The organism is Alkalimonas delamerensis (assembly GCF_030717955.1).
In the GTDB taxonomy this organism is placed as follows: Bacteria; Pseudomonadota; Gammaproteobacteria; order Enterobacterales; family Alteromonadaceae; genus Alkalimonas; species Alkalimonas delamerensis.
In genome coordinates this window covers 677,146-697,523 of sequence record NZ_JAUZVY010000002.1, presented here as the reverse complement: position 1 = coordinate 697,523, position 20,378 = coordinate 677,146, and the positions used below count along the sequence as shown (strand labels likewise).

At 52.9% G+C, this 20,378-nt stretch carries 18 protein-coding genes and 1 tRNA gene; 13 read left to right on the top strand and 6 right to left on the bottom strand.

All coding sequences use genetic code 11. The features are described from left to right. The first annotated feature begins 7 nt into the window (after positions 1-7). The 4 genes from Q3O59_RS07705 (at position 8) to Q3O59_RS07690 (ending at position 4,138) form a co-directional block, all read left to right on the top strand. Positions 8-334 (top strand): PilZ domain-containing protein, encoded by a 327-nt coding sequence (locus Q3O59_RS07705; protein ID WP_228589609.1) that lies wholly within the window; start codon positions 8-10, stop codon positions 332-334. A gap of 16 nt (positions 335-350) precedes the next feature. Then, positions 351-1,130 carry a TatD family hydrolase gene (locus tag Q3O59_RS07700; RefSeq protein WP_305945003.1) on the top strand — a complete coding sequence of 260 codons (780 nt, stop codon included), beginning with the start codon at positions 351-353 and terminating at the stop codon, positions 1,128-1,130. Between the two features lie 453 nt (positions 1,131-1,583). Beyond that, positions 1,584-2,636, top strand: a complete 1,053-nt coding sequence (locus Q3O59_RS07695; protein ID WP_305945002.1) for an NAD(P)H-quinone oxidoreductase — start codon at positions 1,584-1,586, stop codon at positions 2,634-2,636. 23 nt (positions 2,637-2,659) lie between these two features. Beyond that, entirely contained in the window at positions 2,660-4,138 is a 1,479-nt protein-coding gene (locus Q3O59_RS07690; RefSeq protein WP_305945001.1) for a hypothetical protein, read from the top strand. Here the strand turns inward: Q3O59_RS07690 and Q3O59_RS07685 are convergent. Together Q3O59_RS07685 and metG are read right to left on the bottom strand one after the other, a co-directional pair. Continuing rightward, positions 4,135-5,697, bottom strand: coding sequence for an MFS transporter (locus Q3O59_RS07685; protein WP_305945000.1), 1,563 nt, complete (start codon positions 5,695-5,697; stop codon positions 4,135-4,137). The two genes, Q3O59_RS07690 and Q3O59_RS07685, sit on opposite strands and share 4 nt — an antisense overlap. A 22-nt stretch (positions 5,698-5,719) precedes the next feature. Next, the gene (gene metG, locus Q3O59_RS07680) at positions 5,720-7,777 is read right to left on the bottom strand and encodes a methionine--tRNA ligase (protein WP_305944999.1); all 2,058 of its coding nucleotides are present in this window, start codon (positions 7,775-7,777) and stop codon (positions 5,720-5,722) included. A 129-nt stretch (positions 7,778-7,906) separates the two neighbouring features. Here metG and apbC point away from each other — a divergent pair, with 129 nt between their 5' ends. From apbC to Q3O59_RS07660, 4 genes are all read left to right on the top strand, one after another. Further along, on the top strand, positions 7,907-8,830 hold the full coding sequence (gene apbC, locus Q3O59_RS07675; protein ID WP_305944998.1) for an iron-sulfur cluster carrier protein ApbC: 924 nt from the start codon (positions 7,907-7,909) through the stop codon (positions 8,828-8,830). A gap of 46 nt (positions 8,831-8,876) precedes the next feature. Continuing rightward, positions 8,877-9,476, top strand: coding sequence for a dCTP deaminase (gene dcd, locus Q3O59_RS07670; RefSeq protein ID WP_305944997.1), 600 nt, complete (start codon positions 8,877-8,879; stop codon positions 9,474-9,476). Between the two features lie 166 nt (positions 9,477-9,642). Next, positions 9,643-10,221 (top strand): glutathione S-transferase family protein, encoded by a 579-nt coding sequence (locus Q3O59_RS07665; RefSeq protein WP_305944996.1) that lies wholly within the window; start codon positions 9,643-9,645, stop codon positions 10,219-10,221. A gap of 75 nt (positions 10,222-10,296) precedes the next feature. After that, a tRNA-Pro gene (locus Q3O59_RS07660) sits at positions 10,297-10,373 on the top strand. A gap of 106 nt (positions 10,374-10,479) precedes the next feature. Here Q3O59_RS07660 and Q3O59_RS07655 read toward each other — a convergent pair. Continuing rightward, a complete protein-coding gene (locus Q3O59_RS07655) occupies positions 10,480-11,568 on the bottom strand; it encodes an MJ1255/VC2487 family glycosyltransferase (protein ID WP_305944995.1) in 1,089 nt (362 codons plus the stop codon). Between the two features lie 7 nt (positions 11,569-11,575). Then, a complete protein-coding gene (locus tag Q3O59_RS07650) occupies positions 11,576-12,091 on the bottom strand; it encodes a phosphatase PAP2 family protein (protein WP_305945128.1) in 516 nt (171 codons plus the stop codon). 185 nt (positions 12,092-12,276) lie between these two features. Here Q3O59_RS07650 and Q3O59_RS07645 point away from each other — a divergent pair, with 185 nt between their 5' ends. Next, positions 12,277-13,419, top strand: coding sequence for a 1-acyl-sn-glycerol-3-phosphate acyltransferase (locus tag Q3O59_RS07645; protein ID WP_305944994.1), 1,143 nt, complete (start codon positions 12,277-12,279; stop codon positions 13,417-13,419). Between the two features lie 76 nt (positions 13,420-13,495). Here the strand turns inward: Q3O59_RS07645 and cspE are convergent, their stop codons facing one another. Next, positions 13,496-13,705, bottom strand: a complete 210-nt coding sequence (cspE, locus tag Q3O59_RS07640; RefSeq protein ID WP_091340618.1) for a transcription antiterminator/RNA stability regulator CspE — start codon at positions 13,703-13,705, stop codon at positions 13,496-13,498. 324 nt (positions 13,706-14,029) lie between these two features. Beyond that, positions 14,030-15,148 carry an alanine dehydrogenase gene (ald, locus tag Q3O59_RS07635; RefSeq protein WP_305944993.1) on the bottom strand — a complete coding sequence of 373 codons (1,119 nt, stop codon included), beginning with the start codon at positions 15,146-15,148 and terminating at the stop codon, positions 14,030-14,032. Positions 15,149-15,283: 135 nt separating this feature from the next. Here ald and lrp point away from each other — a divergent pair, with 135 nt between their 5' ends. The 4 genes from lrp to Q3O59_RS07615 all read left to right on the top strand — a co-directional run bounded on the left by lrp (position 15,284) and on the right by Q3O59_RS07615 (position 20,352). Beyond that, positions 15,284-15,766 carry a leucine-responsive transcriptional regulator Lrp gene (lrp, locus tag Q3O59_RS07630; RefSeq protein WP_228589621.1) on the top strand — a complete coding sequence of 161 codons (483 nt, stop codon included), beginning with the start codon at positions 15,284-15,286 and terminating at the stop codon, positions 15,764-15,766. A 139-nt stretch (positions 15,767-15,905) separates the two neighbouring features. Next, a complete protein-coding gene (locus Q3O59_RS07625) occupies positions 15,906-18,398 on the top strand; it encodes a DNA translocase FtsK (RefSeq protein WP_305944992.1) in 2,493 nt (830 codons plus the stop codon). Continuing rightward, entirely contained in the window at positions 18,395-19,003 is a 609-nt protein-coding gene (lolA, locus tag Q3O59_RS07620; protein WP_305944991.1) for an outer membrane lipoprotein periplasmic chaperone LolA, read from the top strand. Before Q3O59_RS07625 ends, lolA begins: the two co-directional genes overlap by 4 nt. A 5-nt stretch (positions 19,004-19,008) precedes the next feature. Further along, positions 19,009-20,352 carry a replication-associated recombination protein A gene (locus tag Q3O59_RS07615; RefSeq protein WP_305944990.1) on the top strand — a complete coding sequence of 448 codons (1,344 nt, stop codon included), beginning with the start codon at positions 19,009-19,011 and terminating at the stop codon, positions 20,350-20,352. Positions 20,353-20,378: the final 26 nt, after the last annotated feature.

Sequence of the window (20,378 nt, the reverse complement as noted above, 5' to 3'; positions counted from 1 at the left end):
GTAGACAATGGAAGAAATCCCTCTGGACTTTATGGATGTCAAAGAGCTGTATCGTTGTTACATGTCTTTTTTAAAACAAGGTGGTCTCTTTGTCCGCACCGCCAAAACCTATAAAATGGGCCAGTCGCTGGCATTGAACGTGACCTTGCCCGATGCGCTGGAGCCTTTGCTGGTATCCGGTAAAGTGGCCTGGATTACCCCGCATGGTGCTCAAAACTCCAGCCCGGCAGGCGTCGGTGTTGCTTTTATTGACGACAAGCACCATCTGAACGATCAAATTATTAAACTGGTTGCCGGCCTGCAAGCCAGCAATGAGATTACCTATACCCTTTAGCTTGACAGGAATTTTCGTGTTTGTAGATTCACATTGCCATCTGGACCGTCTGGAGTGGGACAAACTTCAACTTGAATTACCCGAAGTGATTGAACGAGCACAACAAGCTGGTGTTGAACACATGCTCTGTGTCTCGGTTAGTCTGGCAGAGTTTCCGGCTATGGCGGAGCTGGTGGCACCTTATCCGATGGTTTCGGTATCCTGCGGTGAACATCCGCTCCATCAAACCGCAGCCTTGGATGCAGAGCTGTTGTTGCGCTTGTGTCAGGCTCCCGAGGTGGTTGCTGTTGGTGAGACCGGGCTCGATTTTTATTACGCCGCAGACAGCAAGGCAGTGCAGCAAGAGGCTTTTGCACAGCACATCGAGGTGGCTTGTCAGTTGCGTAAGCCCCTGATTATTCATACCCGTGATGCCCGGGCCGATACCTTGGCGCTGATGCGTGCTGGCCAGGCCAGCCATGCTGGTGGTGTCTTGCACTGTTTCACCGAGAGCTGGGAAATGGCCAAAGCGGCACTGGATATGGGGTTTTACATTTCCATTTCAGGCATCATGACCTTTAAAAACGCGGTGGAGCTGCGCGAAGTGGTGAAAAAACTTCCACTGGATGCTCTGCTGATTGAAACCGACTCACCTTATCTGGCGCCGGTGCCTCAACGCGGCAAGACCAATCAGCCGGCTTATGTGGCGCATGTAGCTGAGGCGATTGCTGAGCTGAAAGGGGTTTCGCTGCAGCAGCTTGCCGCCCAAACCACCGACAACTTTTATCGGCTGTTTTCCGGGGTAAAAACTGCATAAAAAAAGGCCCAGAACTAATCCTGTTCTGGGCTCAGGGGAATGGCTCATCGGGAATGAGCCGTGCGCTATCGAAAACAACTATCAGGGAGAAACTGTTTTCAAGTGTAGTAACTTTGATGCTTTTTTTCCTGCAAGGTTCCTGTAAGGTGTGACAGCATTATCGGAACTTTTTCCCCAGCTTGCTCAGCACTTATCCCCAACTTATCCTCTGAAGCGCTTATTATCCCTTACTTGTTGCTGTTTTCATGACAGCTAATGCTACGATTTTTAATAACTAAATATTTTTCTATTGTGTTTTTTATAGAAAATTAATCTGAAAAAAAATAGCTGTCAGCTCTTGCGCTTCAGTTGATAAAGTGAAATCAAAAACTGCCTGCCTTTCCTAAGCTATTGATTAATTCAACAAAAAAGGTAAGAATGCTTTGTATCACTTTCAGTTGAAAGGAAAGCATCATGCCCTCCTCGTCAACAGTGCTGCAAAACAAGGTCTTAGCACCCAAGATGAAGGTGCTGGCGGTCAGCCAGCCTGGCCCCGATAGTCAGCTGCAACTGGAAGAAGCGCCTTTACCCAGCTTGCTGGATGGGCAGCTGCTGATTGAAGTGCAAGCCGCCGGTGTGAACCGGGCGGATTTAATGCAGCGCAGGGGTTTGTATCCGCCGCAGCCGGGAGAAAGTCCAATTCTTGGGCTGGAGGTCAGTGGCGTGGTGGTTGCGGTGCAAAACTCTGAGTTAGAGCACTGGCTTGGCAAGTCGGTGATGGCACTGGTACCTGGCGGTGGCTATGCTCAGTATGTAAAAGTGCTGGCCAGCCACTGCATGCTGGTTCCTGACGGTTGGAGCTGGCAACAGGCAGCGGCCATGCCAGAGGTTTTTCTGACAGCCTATCAGTTGCTGTTTTCGTTGGGGCACTTGCAAGCCGGTCAGCGTGTCTTGTTGCATGCCGGAGCCAGTGGGGTAGGAACCGCTGCGATCCAGCTTGCGCTGGCACGGGGAGCAGAGGTGGCTGTGACTGTTGGCAGTGATGAAAAAGCTGAATTTTGTCGCAGCCTTGGAGTGAGCTGTGCTATCAGTTACCGTAGTGAAGACTTTGTTCTGCGTATTCAACAACATTGGCCCGATGGTGCCCAACTGATTTTGGATCCGGTGGCTGGCGATTATATTGCAAAAAATGCCCGTATATTGGCGATGGATGCTAAAGTGGTGGTCTATGCTTTGATGGCAGGGCGGCACGCGGAGCTTGATCTGGCGCCTTGGTTTCGCAAAAGGGCGCAATTGATTTGTACCACCTTACGCAACAGATCCGATCATTACAAGAGCAAGCTGGTTGCTTCGTTATGGCAGGATTTTTCCGCTGACTTTAGTCAGGGGCGTATCCAGCCAGTGCTGCATCAGGTCGTGCCCTGGACGGATGCAGAGCAAGCTCACCGGTGGCTGACAGAGAACAAAACCATGGGGAAAGTGGTGTTGCAAATCAAAGACAGTGCATCGACACCACCACTCGTTTAAGACCGAATAAGGAACGGATGTCTATGAACTTGGGAAAAATAGCCAAGTCCAGTTACAGCAAAGCTGTACAAACCCTGATCCATAAAATATACGATCAGACCGAGGTTCAAGACTCTCTTTACGAACAAGCGCTGTTGTACTTCTTAGATGCCGATAAACTGCAGCAGCAACAACGTGCGGCAGAGCAAGAGGCTTTCTTGTACCGCGAGCGCTTGCAGCAGGTCACAGGCTCAGATCAGGCGAAGATAGAGCAACGCTTACAACAGGCGGAGAAGAGCCTGACCAGTATGCAGCAGGGAGTTGAAGAGCTTCGCAACGCACGTCTGAGTCAGTTAAAAGAGCTGTGCTACAGTATTTTAGAAATGGTTGAGGGAGCCGATGCCGATGAAACCAACGCCTTAACGGCCAAGCTCTTGGGCAGCATTCAACTGCTTTCACCGACCGAAGGCAAACAGGTCGCGCGTAGCAATCAAAAAAGCAAGCATCTGTACAAAGCTGTGCTGGCTTTGCGGCTGCTGGATCGCTTGTTGCTGGATCAGCAAATTACCAACAGCTATGTGCTCAAGCGCTATCAGCACAATGAAGGCAAAGAGCTGGAAGTGACGGGGGGCCGAAGCTATCAGCCTTTTCGCGACGATGTACAGATCCCTCTTTTAATGGCTGCACTTATTCAGGACATTGGTCAACAGCACCCTGACGCGCAACGAATTTTACGTGGTGAGGATGGCAATCAGGATGAGTTCCGGGTGTTGGACAACCCTGAGCGGTTGGCCATGCTGCAAACCAATTACAAGGAAAGCCTGAAGTTTTTGACCCAGGCTTTGGGTAAAGATCGCTACATTGGCAACAGTAAGGATGAGCGGGATTGGTTTGAGCGCAATGAGCAAGAAAAACTGGGTTTTATGGTGACCTTGCTGAAGAACTCGATTAAACCTGAGCAAGGCATTGGCAATCTTTTGAAGATACCGCAGATCTACACCTCGGTGGTGTTATCGACCAAGCACAATTACAGCTACGAAAGCTTACCGAAGGTAGGCTTGGTGGTCGACAAAGCGGTGGAGAAGGGCATGTGCAGCAAAGCTGCTGCCGATGCCTTGATGCAAATCACCGGAATTTTTCCGCAGGGCTATGGCATTACCTTCATTCCTAAAGACTCGGATCGGCAGGATCTGGATCGCTACGAGTACGCCATCGTCACTGCTTTGTACCCGCCGCATCCCAATGTACCGGTTTGTCGCATGGTGACACGGAACTTGTCGTACCAAATTTCAACCATGGGTTGCACCATCCGGGTCGAGAACAATTTGTTTTTCCCCCAAGCACGTAAGAAGCTGGAAAAAATTAAGCCTGAACGGTTAAAAGAAATCCTGATGAAGTTGGTCTCCAACTATGAGGAGCGAAAAGACATGGACTTGATCCCCCGCTGCTGGCATCCCGAGGAATACTTTTCTTACGCCCGCAATCAAAATCTGTGGAACAAGGTGATCAACCAGCAGCTTTAATCGGTATTTTGGGGCCCTTGCCGCTGAGCCAATCGGCTGACAATGGTCTCAGTGCTATCCGTCGGCTCAGCGGTTGGCTGCTCTTTGTTTGAATCGCCTTCAGTCTTGGTTGAGCCAGGTTTCGTATTCGAGTCGGGCGTTTCTTCATCGGCGGCTTGTCCGGGCTCTTTGCTCGGCTCTTCGTCCGGCTCTGTTGGGTCGATAGCTGAGGACGGCTGCTCGGCCTGGGCCAGTTCGCTTTGTTCAGTCTGCGGATCGTCGCTGTCATCGGTATCGACGTCGTTATCCAGCATTTGTGCTTGCACCACTTCTTCATCGACTCGGGGATCCAGCGCTGCAGCCAGTGGTGATGAAAACACATCGCTGGATGCCATCACGTAATCATCGGGCTGTTGAGAAGCCACAATGCGGGCAGCTTGCTTTTGGCTGTAGTTGACGCGCTGCAACCGCAAAAACAGCAAAAAGCTGCACAGCCCCATAAAACCATACAACATAAAGTTGCCAAGCAGCTGCATCAAGGCGGATGCCAGCAAGGGACCAAGGCAGGCACCGATGCCAAAGGTCAACAGGATAACCGCCGATAACGAGACCCGCTCATCTTGCTCGGCATGCTGATTGGCAAGGGCCGTTGCTATCGGGTAGAGCGTAAAAGCTAAAAAGCCAAAGCAAAAGGTGGCCAGCAGCAAAATATGGCCAGACAGTGGCAAGATGGCAATGAGCAGCACCACTAGTGTGAGTAAGGCGCTGTTGGTGCGGAGTAAGCGACTGCGTGGGATCCGATCCGACAGTTTTCCCATCGGCCATTGTGCCACCAGACCGGCGATAATGGTGACCGCCATAAAAAGAGCCACCTGCTCATTGGCAAGACCGGTGTTGCTGACATAGGCAGGCGCCAGACCATAAAAGGCACCGACAATGATCCCCGCCACCGTGATGGTGGTCAGTGATTGCGGCATCCGTTGCCAAAAGGCGCTGATTTGTAACGGTGCAGGGTGCAACGGCGCAGGGTGGATGCGCCGGGTAATGCCTATCGGCACAATCGATAAAGCAAAACCAATGGCAACCAGCAGCAGAGGCTCCAGCCCCAGCTCGGGGAAAGAGCCAATGATCAGCTGGCCTGCCACCATACCGAAGTAAGACACAATCATGTAGCTGGCAAAAACAGCACCGCGTTGGTGGTTATCGGCTTGCTCGTTGAGCCAGCTTTCCAGCACCATGTACTGGCACATCATGCCCATGCCCACCAAAAAGCGCAGCAACAACCAAAAAGTGAGATCCGGCACCAGACCATGACCAAGTGCTGAAGCGGTGACCAGGCCGGTGCTGGCGACAAAGGCGCGAATATGGCCAACACGGGCAATCAGTTTGTGCCCAACTTTTGAGCCCAGCACCAATCCGAGGTAGTACAGCGACATCAGGCCACCAATCCAGAGCTGGTTGACCTGCTCTTTGGCCAGATAAAGCCCCAGATAGGTGGTGAGCAAACCGGCGCCTAACACCATTAGAAAGGTGGAGAAATACAGGGATGAGAAAGCCCTGAAAGGTCCGGTTTGCTGCATGACGCCTCCGTGTTGTGATGGCTTATTTCACCCGCATACCTGGAGTGGCACCGCTGTCCGGTGACAAAATAAACAAGTCGCTGCCACCTGGGCCTGCTGCCAGCACCATGCCTTCGGACAGGCCAAAACGCATTTTCCGTGGTGCCAGGTTGGCCACCATCACGGTGTGACGACCGACCAGATCGGCGGGGTCGTAGGCCGATTTAATGCCGGCAAAGACCTGGCGGGTTTCGTTGCCAATATCAAGCTCCAGTCGAATCAACTTGTCGGCACCTTCCACAGGCTCGGCCAGCACAATGCGGGCAATGCGTAAATCTATTTTAGCAAAGTCATCAATGCTGATGGTGTCGGCTATCGGATCCAGCGTCTTCGTTGCTGAATCAGCCGCTGAACTCTGCGTTGACGGCTTGGCTGAGTTTGCTTGCGCGGACTGGGATTGCAGGTTTTCTTTCGATGCCTCCAGCATGGCGGCAACCTTCGCCGGATCCACCCGTTGCATCAACGCCTTGAATGGCTCGATGCGGTGGTTTAGCAAGGGCTGCTGGTAGTTGTGCCAGCCAAAGTTATCTTGCAAAAACTGCTGTGCCTGGCCGGTCATCGTCGGCAGAATCGGGCTTAAGTAGTGCATCAAGACCCGAAACAAGTTCAAGCCCATCGAGCAGACAGCATGGGCTTCGGCCTGTTTGCTTTCGTCTTTGACCAGCACCCAAGGCGCTTTGGCATCGATGTACTGGTTGGCTTTATCGGCCAGCGCCATGATCTCACGTACCGCTCTGGCGTAATCGCGGCTTTCGTAGTGGTTGGCAATGCGCTCACCGGCTGCGGTGAATTCCTGAAACAGCTCGGGCTCTGCCAGGCTGTCGGCCAGGGTTGCATCGAAGCGCTTGGTGATAAAGCCGGCACAGCGACTGGCAATGTTGACCACTTTGCCGACCAGATCGGCATTTACTTTCTGCACAAAGTCATCCAGATTCAAATCCAGATCGGTGATGGCAGCGCTAAGCTTGGATGCAAAGTAATAGCGCAGGTATTCCGGGTTTAACTGCTCAAGATAGCTTCTGGCTTTGATAAAGGTGCCTTTGGACTTGGACATCTTGGCGCCATTGACGGTGACAAAGCCATGGGCAAAAACTGCGTTGGGTTTGCGAAAGCCCGCGCCCTCCAGCATGGCCGGCCAAAACAAGCTGTGGAAGTAAATGATGTCTTTGCCGATAAAGTGGTACACCTCGGCACTGGAGTCCTTGGCCCAAAAAGCATCAAAGTCCAGTCCCCGCTGTTTGCACAAGGCTTTAAAGCTGGCCAGGTAGCCAATGGGTGCATCCAGCCAGACGTAGAAGAATTTGCCGGGTGCTCCCGGGATTTCAAAGCCAAAGTAGGGCGCATCCCGGCTGATATCCCACATTTGCAGGCCATCGGTAAACCACTCTTGCAGTTTGTTGGCCATTTCTTCTTGCAAGGAACCGCTGCGGGTCCAGTCTTTTAGCATTTGTTCAAAGGCCGGCAAGTCAAAAAAGAAATGCTCGCTGTCTTTGAGCACCGGGGTGGCCCCGGAAATAACCGAGCGTGGGTTTTTCACGTCGGTGGGGCTGTAGGTAGCACCACAGACATCGCAGCTGTCGCCATTTTGATCCAGAGCACCGCATTTCGGGCAATCGCCTTTGACAAAGCGATCGGGCAGAAACATCTGCTTTTCCGGATCGAACAGCTGACTGATGGTTTTGCGTTTAATGTGACCTGCAGCATCCAGTCTTTGATAAATCAGGTTCGCCAGTTCCTGGTTCTCCGGGCTATGGGTGGAGTGGTACTGGTCAAATTCAATGGCAAAGTCTTTGAAATCCGCCTGATGCTCGATGCTGGTCTGGGCAATCATTTGCTCTGGCGACAGACCTTGTTGCTGCGCCTTCAGCATGATGGGGGTACCGTGCGCATCGTCGGCACAGACATAATAACAATCATGGCCACGGCCTTTTTGAAAGCGTGACCAGATATCGGTCTGAATGTACTCCAGCAGGTGCCCAAGGTGGATCGGGCCATTGGCATAAGGCAAAGCACTGGTGATCAGGATCTGACGTTTCGACATCAATGAGAACTCTTGGCAAAATACAGGAAAAAGAATGCAGGGATGATACAATACCTGCGGCCGGATCGCATCCATCCTGACCCGACTTCGATACAATTAAGCGCATTCTTTTGCAGGGACATCGACACCATGCTGAATTGGTTTTCATCCAAGGGCTCAGACAGCCGCACCACGGCGTCATCCTCCAGCCTTTCGCCGTCTGATACGTCGGCAGCTGAAGCACCGGCTGCAAACTACATTTTCCAGCAGGTTCGTCGCCTGGTATTGGTAGCCTCTGGTAAGGGGGGCGTGGGAAAGTCCACCACTGCCGTGAATCTGGCGATGGCGCTGCAGGCTCAGGGGCTGCGGGCCGGGATTCTGGATGCCGATATCTACGGCCCTTCGATTCCTACGATGCTGGGTCTGGCAGATGCCAAGGCCCAGAGCCGCGATGGCAAGCGCATGCAGCCGCTGGAGCAAGCCGGTCTGGTGGTGCAATCCATCGGTTTTCTGGTCTCGCCTGAAAAAGCCACCGTCTGGCGCGGCCCGATGGCCAGCCAAGCCTTGCTGCAACTGATTCATGAAACACAGTGGCCAGAGCTGGATGTGCTGATTGTGGATATGCCGCCCGGTACCGGCGATATTCAGCTGACGCTGGCGCAAAAACTAAGCGTGAGCGGCGCGGTCATTGTAACGACGCCGCAGGATGTGGCCTTGCTGGATGCACAAAAAGCCATTGCCATGTTCCAGCAGGTGCAGATCCCGGTACTCGGCCTAGTGGAAAATATGAGTTACTATCAGTGCCCGGCCTGTGGGCACGAGGATCCGGTTTTTGGTCAGGATGGCGGGGCAGCATTGGCCGCTCGTTATCAGTTGCCGGTGTTGGCGCAGTTACCACTTAACAGCCGGATCCGGCTTTGTGCCGATCAGGGCCTGCCGATTTTATTGAGTGACGACCCGGCCGATGATGCGTTGTGTGAGCCGTACTTGCAGATGGCAGAGCAGCTGATGCATCAGTTGTCTGCTGTTGCGGCCAGCGACAAGGGCCCCACCATTGTGATGACAGACGATTAATGACAATAACAACTGGCAGCTTTAGCCAAACCTATGGAAAGCAAGCATGAGATTATGTGATCGTGATATTGAGCGTTATCTGGATGAGAACCGGATCCGCATAGAGCCCCGGCCAGCCAAAGACATGATCAGCGGTGTCAGTGTGGATATCCGTCTGGGCAACAAGTTTCGGGTGTTCCAGGCGCATGCCGCACCTTACATTGATTTAAGCGGTCCAAGAGCCGATGTCGACCGGGCCCTGAACTCGGTGATGAGCGATGAGATTGACATTGACGATGATGGCGTCTTTATCTTGCACCCCTCCGAGCTGGCGCTGGCCATGACGCTGGAGTCTGTCAGCTTGCCGGCGGATATTGTCGGTTGGCTGGATGGACGCTCTTCGCTGGCGCGGTTGGGCTTAATGGTGCATGTCACAGCCCACCGCATCGATCCGGGTTGGTCGGGCAACATTGTGTTGGAGTTTTACAACAGCGGTAAGCTGCCATTGGCCCTCAGGCCCAAGATGAAAATTGGTGCCCTCAACTTTGAATTAATGACCGGGGAAGCCGAGCGCCCATACAACAAGCGGGACGATGCCAAGTACAAGCAGCAGACTGGGGCTGTGGCCAGCCGGATCGGAGAGGACGACAAAGGAAGCCGGTTGTAAAACCGGGTGCCGGAAAATAAAAAGCCCATGCAGAGCATGGGCCAAAAGATAAGCAATAAAGCAAAAATGAAGCGCGATGATTATGCAATAAAACTGCATAGTCTGGCAAGAGCCTGCTGGTGAATTTCTTTCACTTTTTGGCCTTTTTTTGCAACAAGGAGTTCCAATGAAACTTTTTGGTTCTATTCCATCGCCATATGTCCGCCGGATCCGTCTGCTGCTGGCTGACAGCGCCTATGAGTTTGTTAATCTGAATATTTTCTCCGAACAGGATCGTGCTACTTTAGTGCGGCTGAACCCCACTCGAAAAATCCCGATGCTGTTGGATGGCGACCAGGTGATTTTTGATTCGGGCTTAATTTACCGGTACCTCAGTGAAAAACTCGGTCGGCCATTGCTGAGCTGGGCGCAGGAGAATCAGGTGGTGCTGATCAATGCGGTCAATGACTCTTTGGTCGAGCTGTTGCTTTGCCAGCGCTCGGGCTTGGATACCAGTGATGACAAACTGTTTTTTAACTTGCAGCGGGAGCGGGTGGCTGAAGTGCTGGCGGTGCTGGAGCAACAGGCTGCACAGCAACACTTTAGCGACTGGAATTACGCAGCAATCTGTTTGTACAGCCTGCTCGACTGGATTGATTTTCGACAGCTGTGGTCATTGGAGCCTTTCCCGACGTTGCAGCAGTTTGTCGCCGCCAACCAACATCAAGCTGGCGTGGCGTTGAGCGATCCCAGGAAAGGCAGCTGACACTGCCTAAAATTGCTGCAGTTGAACGCGCCAGCATTGATTTTGCGCCAATAATCCGTATGATAAGCGCTAAGTCGGTACGTGGCGCAGCTTGGTAGCGCACTGTCATGGGGTGTCAGGGGTCGGAGGTTCAAATCCTCTCGTACCGACCAACAAAACAACCTGTTTTTTAACAGGTTTTTTTGTGCCTACGATTTGGGTGCGGAGTAGGGCGCACCAAATCCGCCCTAACTCCGCACCAAGTAAGTCCAGCCGGTTTTAAACTTTTTCGACGAAAGACTCATGGCTTGGCGGATTGCCAGGCAGTCGGGTCGCTTTGGGAAACTGGCTTTGTTGCCACAGCAGCTGGCGCAGTGTGTCCGTTGTATCCCAGTTGCCATCCAAAATCCATTGCGCCAATGCCTCGGCTACCTTCGGGTACTGTACCTGACCTGCACTTTTGGTTTGCAACCATTGGATAATGGTTTGAGCATTCAGCTCTGTCATGGCGGTTGCCAGTCCCAGCTGACGCAGAGTTTCCACATTGCTTTGTTGTTCGAACTGGCCTTGCAGCGGCTTTAGCAACAGTTTTTTTCCCAGGGACAAGGCCTCTGATGGCAACTCAAAGCCGCCGTTGGCAATGACGCCTTCACAGCGCTGCAAATGCCGTTGAAAATTTTGATGTGATAAGGGGTGCAGGCTGAGGTTGTCGGCAATTTCATGTTCTTTTTGCTCCGGGTGATAGCAAACAAAGCGCTGGTTTTTAATGCGCTGCAACAAGCCTCTGATCTGAGGCAGGCTTTCAAAGGGCAGGTACACCAGAACATAAGGCTCGGTTGCAATGGAATCGGAGTCCAGTTGGTGGACGATGGGTGGCAGAATGGGCTGCTGAAAGTGATGCCAGTGCAAGCCGATGGCGTAATCGACCGGTGCAAAGTACTGCATCACCAGTTTATCCAGTTGGGTCATGCCTACTTTGGGTACCTGATAGCGAAAGGCATTTTGGTGACTGATACCAATGCAGGGGATTTTTTGCCGACGCGCTGCCCAGGCACTGATGGGTTCAAAGTCATTGATGACGGCATCGTAGTCGGATAAATCCAGTTGCTTTATATCTCGCAGCAACTGGATTGGGTGGCTGTTCAGCACCGTTTTTACCGGGCGAACCCGGCCTTGCTCGGTTAGAAAGGTCAGTCCTTGCCGGCTTTGGTAATCGCCAAAATCAGCCATTGAAAAATACTGTTCGGCTGGTCGGCCGGAAAACAGATAGTCCACCTGTACGGGCTGCTTTTTTAGTGCCTGTGCCATGGCTCTGGCCCGGGCGATATGGCCATTGCCGGTTCCCTGCACACCGTAAAGTAGTTTCATAAAACTCCTAGGTTAAGAGAGACAGAGCAATCTGTGCACAGGCCATGCCCAGCAGCGCTCCAATCAATACGTCGGTCATAAAGTGCACGCCCAGTAAGATCCGGGATAAACCGATTAAGGCGGCCCAGCACAGCGCCAGCAGATAAAACTCCGGATAAAACTGACCGATGAGCGTTGCCATTAAAAAGGCCGCTGCAGTATGACCAGAAGGTAAGCTATAACGATCACTTGGGGTGATAAAGCAGGTGAGAAATTCGCACAGTTCTTTCGGACGTCGACGGCGAAAGCTGTTCTTGGCTAACCAATAGATTGGCAAGTGAATACTAAAAGCCAGCAGCCCGGCTTGCAGTAAGCGGTGACTGTCAAGCCACCAGCTGAGTATGCCCAGCAGCAGGTAAAGGTGGCCGTCACCGGTACGGGACACAAGCTTGCTGACGCTGGCCACCTGGCGATTAAAGCGGTGCCGCAGGCAAAACAGCGAAAAGGCTAAATCTAATTCTGCTATGGGTTGTATGGCTCGCATTTCAGATCCTCCATTTGAGCACACAGCACAGAATGCAAAATCAGCATAGTTGGACAGAATGACAGTATGATGACAGTGCAGGGCAGATTTTACGTTGAAAAACCCTACAAAAAAGAAGGAGGTGCTAGCCAATATCGCCAGAGTCGGTAGAATAGGAGGCTTTGATTCATGACTGAAGTAATCGCATGACAGAGATTGAACAGGATCCATTTGCTGATATCCGGCCTTACCACGACGATGAGGTTGCTGGCGCTATTGCCGGCTTGATTGCCGATCAAGAGTTTATCAATGCTATTTTGCACTACCGTTTTCCGCATTTATCCGGCCCCTTGGGCTGGCTGTTGTCACCTTTGGTGAAAGTGGCGCTGAAACGGCGTTGGTCCAGCTTGAAAAGCGTGCGCGATGTGCAGCTGCAAGTGGCGGCATTTATGAAAAAAACCATTGCTACCACCACCAGCGGGCTTAGCTACTCCGGGGTCGAGCAACTGCAACAGGATCAAGCCTATTTGTTTATCTCCAACCACCGGGATATTGCGATGGATCCAGCCATGGTGAATTGGTGCCTGCACAAGTACGGCATGAACACGGCCCGGATTGCGATTGGCGATAATTTGCTGAAAAAAGCCTGCGTCACCGCCCTGATGCGGTTGAATAAAAGCTTTATTGTCCGCCGCTCGGCCAAAGGCCCGCGTGAAATGCTGAAAGCCTTGGGTCAGCTGTCGGCCTACATTCATCACTCGCTGGGCACCGAAAAGCAATCGATTTGGATTGCCCAACGTGAAGGCCGGGCGAAAGATGGCAACGATTACACCGATGCCGCCATGCTAAAAATGCTGTACATGGAAGGCCGACGCCAGGGCTTGAGTTTTGCAGAAGACATTGGCCAGTTGCACATTGTGCCGGTGACCATCAGCTACGAGCTGGACCCATGCGACAAAGCCAAAGTGCGTGAGCTGGTGCAAAAGCAAACCGAAGGACGCTATGTCAAAGGCGAGTTCGAAGACATTGACAGCATTATTCAGGGCATAACCGGCTTAAAAGGGCGGGTGCATGTTGCTTTTGGTAAGATGATCCAGCCGAATGTCGACTCAGCCGATGAGTTGGCGGCAGCGCTGGATGCAGAGATTTACCGCAATTACCGTTTGTTTCCAATCAACTACCTGGCGGCTGGGGTCGAGCACGATAGCATTGGTGCGCAAGACAGAGCCGACTGGCAAGCCAAGCTGGCAGAACACACGGAGGCTGAACAGCACTGGCTGAAGACCATGTACGGCGCTCCTGTGTTGAAACAGCAACAGCAGGCGGATAAAGACGCAGCTCAGCACTGAGTTGCGTGGCCGGGCCGAATTGCAGGCAACAAAAAAGGACACCGCGGTGTCCTTTTTAGATCGAAGTAAGTCAGCCTTACAGCGGAGTTACGTTCGCAGCTTGAGGACCTTTCTGGCCTTGCTCGATTTCGAAAGAAACGCGCTGGCCTTCAGTCAGAGTTTTGTAACCATCGCTCATGATAGCGCGGTAGTGAACAAATGCATCAGCGCCACCGTTATCTGGAGTGATGAAACCAAAACCTTTGTCAGCGTTGAACCATTTAACGATACCAGTTGATTTAGACATGTGATGTCTCCTGAAAAAATAAAAATTTAAGTGTGTAACGCATGATGCGTTGGTAGCCGGCAAAAATGTTACTTATGTGGCCAACCAGCGTGAATCTTCAGGGACATGACTTACTATGAAGCTGTGCTGCGAAGTGTTCAGGAACAAGTTGTGTACATAGGTCTGCATTACAGGCCAGACATCATCATATCAGCTATTTAGCGAATGTATAGTTATTTTTTGCACTGTCACAAAGGTTTCATCAAAAAAAGAGCGGCCCAATAAAAACGCCCGGCTAAAAGCGGGCGTTTTAAGACAAATCAAGCGGTTATTTGTTGTCAGCGCTTAGCTGTTCAAAGCGGTAACCGGCTCAATGAAATCAAACTTCAGCGCTTCGGCTACAAACTCATTGGTTACCTGACCGCGGTAGACGTTCAGACCATTGCGCAGATGTACATCGTCCAGCAAGGCTTGTTTGTAGCCTTTGTTCGCCAACCGAATGATGTAAGGCAGGGTCACGTTGTTCAGAGCAAAGGTCGAAGTGCGAGGCACTGCGCCTGGCATATTGGCGACACAGTAATGCACCACATCATCCACGATGTAGGTTGGATCCGCGTGCGTAGTTGGTTTGGATGTTTCCACACAACCGCCCTGATCGATGGCCACATCGACAATGGCAGCACCTGGCTTCATTCGTTTGATGTGATCAGCAGTGACCAGTTTTGGCGCTGCAGCGCCTGGTACCAGCACGCCACCAATCACCAAATCAGCGGCCAGCACTTCTTTTTCCAGCGCATCGGCTGTGGAGTAAACGGCTTTGACCGCACCATTGAACTGAGCATTGACCCGGCGCAGCACATCGACGTTGCGATCCAGCACCGTGACATCGGCACCCAGGCCAACCGCCATTTGAGCTGCGTTGGTACCGACCATGCCACCACCAATCACAACGACTTTCGCTGGGGCAACGCCTGGCACACCGCCTAACAACATGCCTAAACCGCCACAGGACTTCTCCAGGGCGCGGGCGCCTGCCTGGATGGACATCCGGCCAGCAACTTCCGACATAGGAGCCAGCAGCGGCAAGCCACCTTTGTTGTCGGTCACGGTCTCATAGGCAATGCAAACCGCTTTGCTTTTGATCAGATCTTCGGTTTGGGGCAGGTCAGGTGCCAGGTGCAGGTAAGTAAAGAGGATCTGGCCTTCACGCAGCATGGCGCGCTCAACGGCTTGAGGCTCTTTCACTTTGACAATCATCTCGGCTTTGGCAAAGACGTCGGCAGCTGTTGCCAGAACTTCGGCACCAGCTTCCTGGTAGTCGTCGTCGGTAAAACCAATGCCAATGCCGGCATTGTGTTCAACGATCACCTGGTGACCATGTTGGATTACTTCACGCACGCTGGCCGGGGTCATACCCACCCGGTACTCGTGGTTTTTAATTTCTTTAGGTACGCCAATCAACATAATGGAATCGCCTTTTTGTAGGGTGTAAAATTTGGTGCTAGTATAATGCTAATTTATGGAAATTAATCTCTGTTTTAATGGCGCAATGTAGTGTAAAGTTCTATTTAGATCTAAAAAAACAGAATAAGTGACTGCATGTTTTCGCAAAGTAAGAGCATTAAAAAGCTCGACAGAACGGATCGTAAGATTTTAGCTGAACTTCAGCGTGATGGCCGGGTTTCCAACGTGGAATTGGCCAGAAGGGTAGGGCTAAGCCCGACCCCCTGCCTGGAGCGGGTGCGTAAACTCGAAGCTGAACAATACATTCTGGGCTACAGCGCCCTGGTCGACCCGGTCAAAGTGGGGGCGGCTTTGCTGGTCTTTGTGGAAATTACCCTGAGCAAAACCTCGCCGGAGGACTTTGATGAGTTTAGCAAAGCGGTGCAAAAGCTGGATGAAATTCAGGAGTGTCACCTGGTCTCCGGCAGCTTCGACTTCTTGCTGAAAACCCGGGTATCCAACATGGCGGCTTACCGCGAGCTTTTAGGGGAAACCTTGCTACGTCTGCCCAGTGTGCGCGAAAGTCGGACTTACGTGGTGATGGAAGAAGTCAAACAAAGCAGTTTTATCAAACCCTGATCCAGCCTGGGTTCAGTTAAGGTGATTAAAGTTACCAATAGGGTGGAATTTCCAGCAGGCTGAGGCCAAACAGATGCATCCCAGGGCGCAGTCTGGTATCTTTCACCAAGCGGTTGAGCAACAACAGTGAGGCGCGCTTTTGCCACGGATATCCTTCTTTAATTTAAACGGCGTTCAGCGGTTGCTGGAAGTTGGGCTGATCCTTTGTTGTGGCCTGGCGCTGTTTTTACTGCTGGCACTGATTTCTTTTAACCCGGCTGATCCCAGCTGGTCACAGACCGGCTATCAGCACGGTGTTTCCAATTATGCCGGACCTGTCGGCGCCTGGCTGGCCGATCTTTTGCTGTTTAGTTTCGGCTGGATTGCTTATCTGATGCCGGTACTGGTGGCAGGGCTTGGCTATTTGCTGTTCAAACGCTTTCATCATGTGCTGGAGCTTGACTACCTGATCCTGGGACTGCGCTTGATAGGCCTGGTGCTAACCCTGATCAGTGCGACGGCGATCAGCAGCATGAACTTTAATGATATTTACTACTTTTCGTCCGGCGGTGTAGTAGGCGATGTATTCAGTGGTTTGCTGTTGCCCTATTTAAACTTTGTCGGCACCACCTTGTTGCTGTTGTGCTTTTTTGCCACCGGCCTGACGCTGATGACCGGTATTTCCTGGTTTACTGTGATGGACGCCTTAGGCGCCTGGGTATGGCAGCTTGGCATCTGGTTGTTGCAGCTGCCATCCTGGTTGCAACAAAAATGGCAGCAAAACCAGCAGGAAGTTGCGCAAAGTCGTGCAAAGTCGTCGCCTGAAGCGGACAAGGATTGGCTGGATGAACCTGCTTTAGCCGGCTCACCAACGATCAGCACTGGCTCAGCACCAGCACCTTCGGCAGCGTTCCCTGGCCGGGCCGAGCCCAAGCTGCCTATCCAACCGCTGGAGCAAAAAGATGCCCGAGCTTTTTACAGCGTTGACGATTTGGCCGAGGATACCTTGTCATTCAGCGCGGTTGATGAACCGGAGCTGCCGGAACAGATAGAAAAAACATTGCGTCATACCGAGCTCAAACCGAAAACAGCCCCGCTGCTACAGCCAGAGCTGGACGATGACGATGGCCCGGAGTCCGAGCCCCATGCGGTCACTGAGCTGCCGGGCCTGGAGCTGCTGGACCGACCGGATAAAGCCCAGAACCCGATTGATCCGGCCGATTTGGAGCGGGTATCCCGCCTGGTTGAAGCCAAGTTGCTGGACTTTAATGTCGAAGCCAAAGTGGTTGGGGTGCATCCCGGTCCTGTCGTTACCCGCTTCGAGCTCGATCTGGCCCCAGGGGTGAAAGTCAGTAAAATTACCGGCCTATCCAAAGATTTGGCCCGCTCTTTATCCGCCATCAGTGTGCGGGTGGTCGAGGTGATCCCCGGCAAGTCTTTCATCGGCCTGGAGTTGCCCAACAAGCACCGGGAGATCGTTCGTTTATCCGAAGTGATTGGCGATGCCACCTTTGAGCAATCGCGCTCGCCGCTGACCATGGTGCTGGGAAAAGACATTGCCGGTAAAGCCATGGTGGCCGATCTGGCCAAGATGCCACACTTGCTGGTTGCCGGTACCACGGGGTCGGGCAAGTCGGTCGGCGTCAATGTGATGATTTGCAGTATTCTTTACAAATCGACGCCCGATGAAGTTCGTTTCCTGATGATCGACCCCAAAATGCTGGAATTGTCGATTTACGAAGGCATTCCGCACCTGCTGACCGAAGTGGTCACCGACATGAAAGATGCCGCCAATGGGTTGCGCTGGTGTGTTGGTGAAATGGAGCGCCGCTACAAGCTGATGTCGGCGCTTGGCGTGCGGAACCTAAAAGGCTACAACGCCAAGGTGAAAGAAGCGATAGCTGCCGGCGAGCCGCTGATTGATCCCTTGTGGAAGCCGTCCGATGACATGCGCGATGAAGCGCCCAGACTGGAGAAGTTGCCTGCCATTGTGGTGGTGATCGATGAATTTGCCGACATGATGATGATTGTGGGTAAAAAAGTCGAAGAGCTGATTGCCCGTATTGCGCAAAAAGCCCGGGCAGCCGGGATCCATCTTATCCTGGCGACGCAGCGGCCTTCGGTTGATGTGATCACCGGCTTAATTAAAGCCAATATTCCGACCCGGATTGCCTTTCAGGTCAGCTCCAAGATTGACTCTAGGACCATCTTAGACCAACAAGGGGCGGAAAGCCTGTTGGGGCAGGGCGATATGCTGTATTTACCGCCGGGTTCCGGTGTGCCGAACCGGGTGCATGGTGCCTTTGTCGATGACCATGAAGTGCATGCGGTGGTGGCCGACTGGAAGCGTCGCGGTCAGCCGAAGTACATTGCTGAAATCTTAAGCGGTGAAACCACCGAAGAGAACTTATTGCCCGGGGAAACACTCGAAGGGGACGATGGCGAAGCCGATCCGCTGTATGATCAGGCCGTGGCCTTTGTCACTGAAAGTCGTCGGGCTTCGGTGTCTGGCGTGCAGCGGCGTTTTCGCATTGGTTACAACCGAGCGGCTCGTCTGGTCGAGCAAATGGAACACAGTGGTGTGGTCAGTGGTCCTGGCCACAACGGCAATCGTGAAGTACTGGCACCACCGCCAGTCAAGGGGAATGGATGAGACATTGGGCATTTGCAGCTGCAATGCTGCTGGGCAGTGCGGTGTGTGCTGCGGAGAACGCAGCCGAGACATTGCAGCAACAACTGAGTGGCATGACACGTTTTTACGCCAGCTTCGAGCAACAGGTCTTTGACATGCAGCAGCAGTTGGTGCAGCAAGGCGAAGGGACTTTGTGGCTGCAACAGCCGGGCATGTTTCGTTACGAAATGAGCTTGCCGGAGCCCATCCTCTTTGTTGGGGATGGCGAGACCCTGTGGTACTACCACGAGCTGCTGGAGCAGGTCAGTATCTTTGATGCCAAAGCAGAGCTGGAGCGTACGCCCTTTACCTTGTTGATGTCGGACGATACCGAGCTATGGCAACAATACCGCATCAGCAGCATCGAAGGTGGTTACCGCATCGAAGCGGAAGATCCGGCCAGCCCGGTGCAGTACCTGCAGTTGCAATTTAATGATGCTGGTTTACAGCAAATGCTGGTGCTGGACTTAAATGGCCAGCGCAGCCTCTTTACCTTTAGCCCACAGCCGGAAGCAGGCCAGGCCTTTGCTGCCAGCCTGTTTCGGTTTGAGCCGCCGGCCGATGTCGATATCGACGACCAAAGGTAAGGCCGGTGTCCAGCCTTAGCTTCGAATTTAATGACGATGTTCGGCCGCTAGCGGCCCGACTTCGCCCACAACGCCTGGCCGACTATGTCGGCCAGCAGCATTTATTGGCCGAAGGTTTGCCGCTGCGTCAGGCCATTGAGCAGGGCAAGGTGTTTTCGTTGATCTTATGGGGTCCGCCGGGTACCGGCAAAACCACTCTGGCAGAAATCATCGCCCACCATGCCGATGCCGAGTTGTGCAAATTATCAGCGGTGACTGCGGGCATTAAAGAGATCCGCCAGGCGATTGAGGATGCCAAAGCCCGGCAGTTGCAATGGCAAAAGCGGACCTTGCTGTTTGTCGATGAGGTGCACCGTTTCAACAAAAGCCAGCAGGATGCGTTCTTACCGCACATCGAAGATGGCACCATTGTGTTTATTGGCGCCACCACCGAGAACCCTTCCTTTGCACTGAACAATGCCATTTTGTCCCGTGCCCGCGTCTGTGTGTTGAATAAGCTGAGCGAAGACGAGCTCAAGCCTCTGATTCAGCGTGCTTTGACCGACTCTGAGCTGGGCCTGGGCCGGCTGCAGCTGAGCTTAAGTGCCGAGGCCGAAACTTTGTTGTTGCTGCTGGCTGGTGGCGATGCCCGGCAGTTGCTGAACCTGCTGGAATTGATTGCCGAGTACAGCAGTGCTTCAGGCCAGCAGCAGCCGGTGAGTGCCGAGCTGGTGCGTCAGCTGGTGCCCCGCAAACTGCCGGGTTTTGATAATCAGGGCGATCAGTTTTATGATTTGATTTCGGCTTTTCATAAGTCGGTACGGGGCTCAGCACCCGATGCTGCCTTGTACTGGTACTGCCGTATCCTGGAAGGCGGCGGCGATCCGCTCTATGTGGCCAGGCGCTTGCTGGCCATCGCCAGCGAAGACATCGGCAATGCCGATCCACGGGCGCTAACGCTGGCGCTCAACGCCTGGGATACTTTTCAGCGGGTCGGTCCGGCCGAAGGCGAGCGTGCCATTGCGCAGGCGGCGGTCTATCTGGCGCTGGCACCGAAAAGCAATGCCTTGTATTCGGCCTTTAAGCAAATGCGTCAGCTGGTGCGCGAACAGCCTGATCACGAGGTGCCGCCTCATTTACGCAATGCGCCAACCAAACTGATGAAAGAGCTGGGCTTTGGTGCTGAGTACCGCTATGCCCATCATGAAGAGGGCGCTTATGCTGCCGGTGAGAATTATTTGCCCGAAGCACTGTCCGATCTGCGGTTGTACCAGCCAACCGATCGCGGTCTTGAAAAACAACTTGCTGAAAAAATGCGCTATTTAGCCGAGTTGGACGCACAAAGTCCGAACAAACGTTACCGGGAATGATACAATCAACCCATTTCCTATAATCC

Coding starts and splice junctions, on each gene's coding strand:
- lrp (WP_228589621.1), top strand. CDS start 15,284: ATGTTTTCGCAAAGTAAGAGCATTAAAAAGCTCGACAGAACGGATCGT.
- dcd (WP_305944997.1), top strand. CDS start 8,877: ATGAGATTATGTGATCGTGATATTGAGCGTTATCTGGATGAGAACCGG.
- Q3O59_RS07655 (WP_305944995.1), bottom strand. CDS start 11,568: ATGAAACTACTTTACGGTGTGCAGGGAACCGGCAATGGCCATATCGCC.
- Q3O59_RS07690 (WP_305945001.1), top strand. CDS start 2,660: ATGAACTTGGGAAAAATAGCCAAGTCCAGTTACAGCAAAGCTGTACAA.
- metG (WP_305944999.1), bottom strand. CDS start 7,777: ATGTCGAAACGTCAGATCCTGATCACCAGTGCTTTGCCTTATGCCAAT.
- Q3O59_RS07645 (WP_305944994.1), top strand. CDS start 12,277: ATGACAGAGATTGAACAGGATCCATTTGCTGATATCCGGCCTTACCAC.
- ald (WP_305944993.1), bottom strand. CDS start 15,148: ATGTTGATTGGCGTACCTAAAGAAATTAAAAACCACGAGTACCGGGTG.
- Q3O59_RS07695 (WP_305945002.1), top strand. CDS start 1,584: ATGCCCTCCTCGTCAACAGTGCTGCAAAACAAGGTCTTAGCACCCAAG.
- apbC (WP_305944998.1), top strand. CDS start 7,907: ATGCTGAATTGGTTTTCATCCAAGGGCTCAGACAGCCGCACCACGGCG.
- lolA (WP_305944991.1), top strand. CDS start 18,395: ATGAGACATTGGGCATTTGCAGCTGCAATGCTGCTGGGCAGTGCGGTG.
- Q3O59_RS07705 (WP_228589609.1), top strand. CDS start 8: ATGGAAGAAATCCCTCTGGACTTTATGGATGTCAAAGAGCTGTATCGT.
- Q3O59_RS07685 (WP_305945000.1), bottom strand. CDS start 5,697: ATGCAGCAAACCGGACCTTTCAGGGCTTTCTCATCCCTGTATTTCTCC.
- Q3O59_RS07665 (WP_305944996.1), top strand. CDS start 9,643: ATGAAACTTTTTGGTTCTATTCCATCGCCATATGTCCGCCGGATCCGT.
- Q3O59_RS07650 (WP_305945128.1), bottom strand. CDS start 12,091: ATGCGAGCCATACAACCCATAGCAGAATTAGATTTAGCCTTTTCGCTG.
- cspE (WP_091340618.1), bottom strand. CDS start 13,705: ATGTCTAAATCAACTGGTATCGTTAAATGGTTCAACGCTGACAAAGGT.